Source organism: Ilyobacter sp., from assembly GCF_041583315.1.
Lineage (GTDB): Bacteria > Fusobacteriota > Fusobacteriia > Fusobacteriales > Fusobacteriaceae > Ilyobacter.
In genome coordinates this window covers 1-6,262 of sequence record NZ_JBFHGC010000108.1, presented here as the reverse complement: position 1 = coordinate 6,262, position 6,262 = coordinate 1, and the positions used below count along the sequence as shown (strand labels likewise).

At 37.2% G+C, this 6,262-nt stretch carries 5 protein-coding genes, 3 tRNA genes and 1 riboswitch; of the genes, 1 reads left to right on the top strand and 7 read right to left on the bottom strand.

Annotation, left to right across the window (positions count from 1 at the left end):
- Positions 1-2 precede the first annotated feature (2 nt).
- From ABZA26_RS05295 to ABZA26_RS05275, 5 genes are all read right to left on the bottom strand, one after another.
- Positions 3-78 (bottom strand) — tRNA-Gly (locus ABZA26_RS05295).
- Positions 79-85: 7 nt separating this feature from the next.
- Positions 86-161 (bottom strand) — tRNA-Thr (locus ABZA26_RS05290).
- 5 nt (positions 162-166) lie between these two features.
- Positions 167-242, bottom strand: a tRNA-Lys gene (locus ABZA26_RS05285).
- A 319-nt stretch (positions 243-561) separates the two neighbouring features.
- On the bottom strand, positions 562-1,557 hold the full coding sequence (gene add / locus ABZA26_RS05280; protein WP_372713475.1) for an adenosine deaminase: 996 nt from the start codon (positions 1,555-1,557) through the stop codon (positions 562-564).
- A 106-nt stretch (positions 1,558-1,663) separates the two neighbouring features.
- Positions 1,664-1,763: riboswitch (purine riboswitch) on the bottom strand.
- A 136-nt stretch (positions 1,764-1,899) separates the two neighbouring features.
- Entirely contained in the window at positions 1,900-2,406 is a 507-nt protein-coding gene (locus ABZA26_RS05275; RefSeq protein WP_372713474.1) for a hypothetical protein, read from the bottom strand.
- 193 nt (positions 2,407-2,599) lie between these two features.
- Between ABZA26_RS05275 and ABZA26_RS05270 the strand changes: the two genes are divergently transcribed.
- Positions 2,600-3,898, top strand: coding sequence for a GNAT family N-acetyltransferase (locus ABZA26_RS05270; RefSeq protein WP_372713473.1), 1,299 nt, complete (start codon positions 2,600-2,602; stop codon positions 3,896-3,898).
- Between the two features lie 22 nt (positions 3,899-3,920).
- On the opposite strand, the gene galE is transcribed toward ABZA26_RS05270, so the two are convergent.
- Entirely contained in the window at positions 3,921-4,892 is a 972-nt protein-coding gene (gene galE / locus ABZA26_RS05265) for a UDP-glucose 4-epimerase GalE (RefSeq protein WP_372713471.1), read from the bottom strand.
- A gap of 88 nt (positions 4,893-4,980) precedes the next feature.
- The coding region (gene hflX, locus ABZA26_RS05260; protein ID WP_372713470.1) for a GTPase HflX at positions 4,981-6,262 on the bottom strand (1,282 nt) is incomplete at its 5' end.

The window sequence follows — 6,262 nt, the reverse complement described above, 5'->3', positions numbered from 1 at the left end:
TTTGGAGCGGGAAACCAGGTTCGAACTGGCGACATTCAGCTTGGAAGGCTGACGCTCTACCAACTGAGCTATTCCCGCGTTTTAATGGTGCCGCTTATCGGAGTCGAACCAATCACCTACTGATTACAAGTCAGTTGCTCTACCAGATGAGCTAAAGCGGCATATATGGTGCGTCACACAGGGGTTGAACCTGTGACAACACGATTAAAAGTCGTGTGCTCTACCAACTGAGCTAGTGACGCATTTTCTCTTGCAACAGGATTAATAATATCATAGCTACAGGGCTTTGTCAAACGTTTTTTTCATCTCCGTATTGAGATTATAAAAAAAGAACAAATCACTCTTCAGCTCTCATAAAATTTGACTCCGGCCTCTTCCCATAAAATTAATACAAAACTTTAATTCCTATAAAAAAATCAGTATTTAAAGAATAAAACATCACCATTTATTAGTTTTTTTCAGATAAACTATGTATAAAAAATTGTCACTGATTCTCTCTGAAATAAAAAATCTTTGACAAAGGTTGAACTGGTGCTAAATCAAAATATTTTCATAAAAATATCATTTCATTAATTTAATAAGCTTCTCTTTCAGATTTTCCGATGCAAAAGATGCTTTTACGCTGTTATGGTATATTCTTTTGTAATCTTCATAAGTCATATCAAACTCTTTATAAATGTGACCTATCTCCTCTGCCAAGCTGGTGTCTGATACTGTTCTGTTGTCTGTATTCAGGGTTACCCTTATCCCGTCTTTCAGAAATCTGTAAACCGGATGATCATAAAAACTACCTACAGCCCTTGTCTGAACATTGCTTGTAGGACACATCTCCAAAGTAATCCCCAGTTTTTTTACCATTTCATAGGCTTTTGGGCAATCTTTTATAAATACTCCGTGCCCTATCCTCTCGGCTCCTAGTAATTCTATGGCAGAACTCACATTTTCCCCTATACCCGTTTCTCCAGCATGTATAGTTATTCTGTATCCGTATTCTCTGGCCAGTTTCATCGGTTCCTGAAACTCCTCACAAAACCCATGGTTCTCGCTGGCACAAAGGTCTATTCCGACTACTCCCCTTCCAATGAACTCCCGGCCTTTTTCCACAACTTCAAAAGCTCTCTCAACAGAAAAAACCCTCATACAGCAAAGTATCAGATTACCTTTTATACTGAAGTCCTTTTCCCCTGTTTTCATTCCCTGGATCACACTGGAAATAACCTCTCCCACTGTAAGTCCTCTGTGGGTATGAAGCTGGGGTGCAAATCTTATCTCTATGTATTTCACATTTTCACTGGCTGCATCTTCCATAAGTTCATAAGTCAATCTCATGAGATTTTCCTTTGACTGCATCACAAGGCCCGGCAGATTAAATTTTGTGAGATATTCCTCGAGGTCTTTGCAGTCTGCAGGAGCTATCATCTGCTCTTTTATTTTTTCAAGATCATAGGTGGGGAGTTCTATCCCGTCATTTTTAGCTATATCAATAACACTTTCCGGTCTTATACTCCCGTCTAGATGGCAGTGCAGCTCTATTTTTGGTAATGATTTTATGTCCATTTCAACCTCCTAAAAAATACATAAGATTATTTCAGATATAATTATCAGTCTATCTGTTTTTTATAAATTATTTTTGAATATTAAAAAAATCTCACTACAAAAAGACATAATAATTTTGCCTTTTCGTAATCAGAAATTAACGGTTTCTGGTAGAGACCCCTATACCATCTAAATAGGGTTATACGATTTCATTTTAAAATTTCTCTTTCCATTATAATATCACCAAAAAATATAAAAAAATAGGACAATTGTCAATTTTGGCCCAACTTATATAAAAAACCGCTCCCTTAAAGGAGCGGTCTGAAAATCTTTTTTTCCTGTGTATCTTTGTTTCCAAAACATTTATTTCCCTACTATATCTTTGTTTCTGAATTCAAAGCCTCTCAGTATACTCTTCAATTCTCCGTAAGTGCTGTTTGCGGTAAATGTAGAACCTGCCAGTCCGTCAAATTCCATCTCCTCATGTTTTTTTCCTATATAACTGTTTTTCCAGTTATAATCATGAACCTCGGGATGTCTGTCATTTGCATCTGGAAGATAAAAATCCAATAGTTTTCCATCTGGTGAAACTATTGCCAAAAGGGCTTCATGTTTGTTATATGTTTTTATATGGGTTATGGCTCCGTATCCGACGATTTTCCCATTCTTTAGCAGAGGAACATAGTTATAATATCCCAGACCTTTAGAATCCTTTTTATCACCGAAGGTATCATAATCCACCTTCATCATTTTAAAACTTCCCCTAAAATTATCAATATTATACCTGGTTTCATCCTTACTGCTTATTTCATATCCCCAAGAAGAAAGTGAAAAAATCACAATAAATAAAAATAGAATATTTTTTTTCATAAAATCCCCTCCTATTGTTTATCGTTGTATAACCTATACTCTAATTATAATCTATTAACCGGACTTAATCAATTTAGGTGGTCAGTATTTTTTTCATATCCTAATTTTCACGGGAAATGTGAGGTGGGTATCTTGAAGTTTATCTTTTTATAAAGTAATCTCTTATTAAAAAGCTTTTCCAATGGTGGTGTTTATGAAAATTGACTATTCCTTCCCACATATTTTATTTGATTATGCCAGAGAAAAAAATACTTCAGAAGAATTTATGTTGCATCCCTTTTCAAAATTAATTTTAAAAGAAGAATCCATAAGCAACGAAAAGATTGAAGATATCAAAAATACGCCCATTTTCCAAAAGATCCTGAACGAAGAATATATGATTGCAGAGCTCATAGAAGATCTGATCTCCAATGAAGATATTTGGATCCAAAATGTAAAAAAACATATAGAGAAATTGTTTCCTGAATACACATTGGAAAATACAGAGCTTTTTTTCACTGTGGGAGGTAGCAGTGAGAGTAAAAACCAGATTTTTATAAATCTTGATGAAAAATATTATTTGAGGAGTTATCAAGAGATCATTCCTGAAATAATATACAGGATGACACTTTTATTATACAACCGCAGGCACCCCTATAAAATTGATTTCAAACATCTGAGTCCTGCTCATTACATTGAGTTCGTAAATTATCTCGTCCATTACAGGGGGGCTGCAGCTTATTCAGCCAGGCTCTATATGAATTCCAGCTCTTTTGATTATTCAGATTTTTATTTTTTAAAGGATGAATCCTCATTAGAGACACTTTTAAGTTCCTATAACTCTTTATCAAAAGACCTAGAAGACGAGACAGATATGGATTTTTCTGAGTTTTTAAAACCCAATTCCTTCCCGGAAAATCTTGGCTCTCAGATTTTTAAAAGAACTATTTTATCAGGGAAAAGTTTCTACGAAGTAGTTGCCACACCCTTCCCGGAATTTATAGATACGTATCTCCCACCTATACTTCCGCAAAACATGGAAAGTTTATCCAGGGGAGTCCTTTCTGAAGAATATGCCCGTGAGATCTCTCAATGGAAATATCCAAAAGAATACTCCATATACAACTTTCCCTCGTGGAGTGAGATGTCAAAACTCAGGTGGGCCATTACTTTTAAGGAGAAAAGGGAAAATGAATTTCTCGGTTTCTTCATCCGGGACTCTCTCATCGGTTTTGGGCAGATTGTGAAAGGCAACAGAGAGATTATCATTGGTCTTGGAATACGTCCAGACCTTTGTGGATATGGCTACGGGACAAGGATAATGGCTATTCTTATAGAGGAATGCCAAAAAATAGATATAAATTCTGTTATTTCTCTCAAAGTAAGGAGTTTTAATAAAAGAGCCATTAACTGCTATAAAAAGTTTGGATTTCAGGAAAAATCAAAATACAAAACCTACTCTCTCTCTGGAGAAGAGGAGTTCATAAAAATGGAACTTCATCCAATGCACTAAAAAAGGAGCCCTAAGGGCTCCTTTATATATTTTTATACCATTCCCACGCAGTTCTTATTATATCGTCTAAATTCGTATACTTTGGCTTCCATCCAAGTTCTTGTTCTGCTTTCCAGCTGCAGGCCACAACAGATGCAGGATCCCCCGGACGTTTCTCTGAGATCACAAAAGGTATCTCTTTTCCTATAACTCTTTTAGATGCCTCTAAAATCTCAAGGACAGAAAAACCTGTTCCATTTCCAAGATTGAACAGACCACTCTCTTCCTTACTCAGTTTATTCATGGCCAGAACGTGAGCACGGGCAAGGTCAGTCACATGGATGAAGTCTCTTACCCCGGTTCCGTCTTTGGTCTTGTAGGTATCCCCGAAGACTTCAACCTTTTCCCTTTCTCCCTTTGCAACCTCTAATACCACAGGAATCAAAGATGTCATTCCCTCTCCCATTTGACCGATACGGTATTTTTCGTGTGCTCCCGCCACATTGAAATATCTGAAAATTACATAATTCATCCCGTAAGAAAAGGATGAATCCATTATAATTCTCTCTGCCATGAATTTGCTCATTCCGTAAGGATTTATAGGCTGAGTTACAAAACTTTCTGCTACACAACTATCTGCCACAACATCTCCGTATACAGCAGCAGTAGAAGAAAACACTATATTTTTTACATTAAATTCCCTCATTACCTCTATAATATTAAGTATTCCATAGGTATTATTCTCATAATATTTGTTAGGTGCAGTTACACTCTCACCAACCTTTATATAGGCAGCAAAATTCATAACCACATCTATTTTCTCTTTTTGAAACACACCCCTCAGACTTTCCCTGTCTCTGAGGTCAGCTTTATAAAATTTTGCCCTGCTGTCTACGAGTTTCATATGACCGGTTTCAAGGTTGTCTAACACAACCACTTCATATCCGCCATCCAAAAGTTCCACAACAGCATGGCTCCCTATGTATCCCGCTCCGCCAGTAACAAGTACTCTCATAAAAAAAATCCTCCCCCAAAAATCATTTAAACAAACTAGTGTGTTTAGAATGATTTTTACAAAATACATCCGTACTTTCTTTTTTTCTTTAATCCTCTTTTTTTTCTACCGTAATAAACTGCTTGTATTTTTCCAGGTCCTCAGGCTTCAGAAAAGTAGTGACAAGAAGTCCGTCACCTGTGTATTCCTGCTCCAAAACCCTTGTGTTATCTAAGATATACGATGAAATATCTCCCCGGGAAAATGGGATCAGAAGGGTTACTTCTTTGTTTGTCTTAAAAATTTCTTTTTCTATCTCTTCTAAAAGCTCCTCTATACCCCTTCCTTCAATGGCGGATATATATACAGATTTCTCAAATATGTCCCCTGTTTTTTCAAGCTCCTCAGAAGTGAGTTTGTCTATCTTATTGTAAACCACAAGAAACGGAGTGTCCTTCACGTTCAGTTCCTCTACTACATTCCTGGTGACTTTCAGCTGTAGCTTGTAGTCATCTCTTGATATGTCCACCACATAGAGAAGCAGACTGGCTTCTTCCACCTCTTCTAGAGTGGACTTAAAGGATTCTATAAGGTCATGGGGAAGTTTGCTTACAAAACCTACAGTATCTATGAGTATAAATTCTAGATTATCCTCAAGCTTTATTTTCCTGTGGAAAGGGTCTAAGGTTGCAAAAAGCATATCCTTCACAAAGGACTTTGTCCTTGTGTCTTCAACCTCTCCCATCTGCATGAGGTGGTTCATAATTGTTGATTTCCCTGCATTGGTGTACCCTACCAGAGCCACTGTAGGTATAGAGGTTCTCTTACGCTGTTTTCTCTGTACTTCCCTCTGTTTTTTTACCTCTCCCAGCTCTTTTTCAATATCACTTATACGCTTTGATATTACCCTTCTGTCCAGCTCTAGCTTTGTCTCTCCCAGACCTCTCGTTCCTATACCTGCACCTGTCCTGGAAAGATCTCCTCCCAAGCCTATAAGTCTTGGTTTCTGATATTTCAGCATAGCAAGCTCCACCTGGAGTTTTCCCTCTTTGGATTTTGCTCTGTTACCGAATATATCCAAAATCAAGCTGGTTCTGTCTATGACTTCCACACCTATTATTGCTTCTAAATTACGAATCTGTATCCCAGAAAGTTCGTCATCAAAAATCACCATATCTGCATCTTTTCTTATGGCCTGATCTCTGATCTCTTCTATCTTTCCTTTTCCCATGTATGTGGATGATTCCATTCTGTCCTTGTTCTGAATGATGATATCCACAACCTCTATATTTGCTGCCCCTGCAAGCTCTTTTAGTTCATTTAAGGAATCTTCCAGACTTATTTTTTCCCCTCTTTGATAGACATCCAGTCCTGCCAGGATAGCCCTTCCT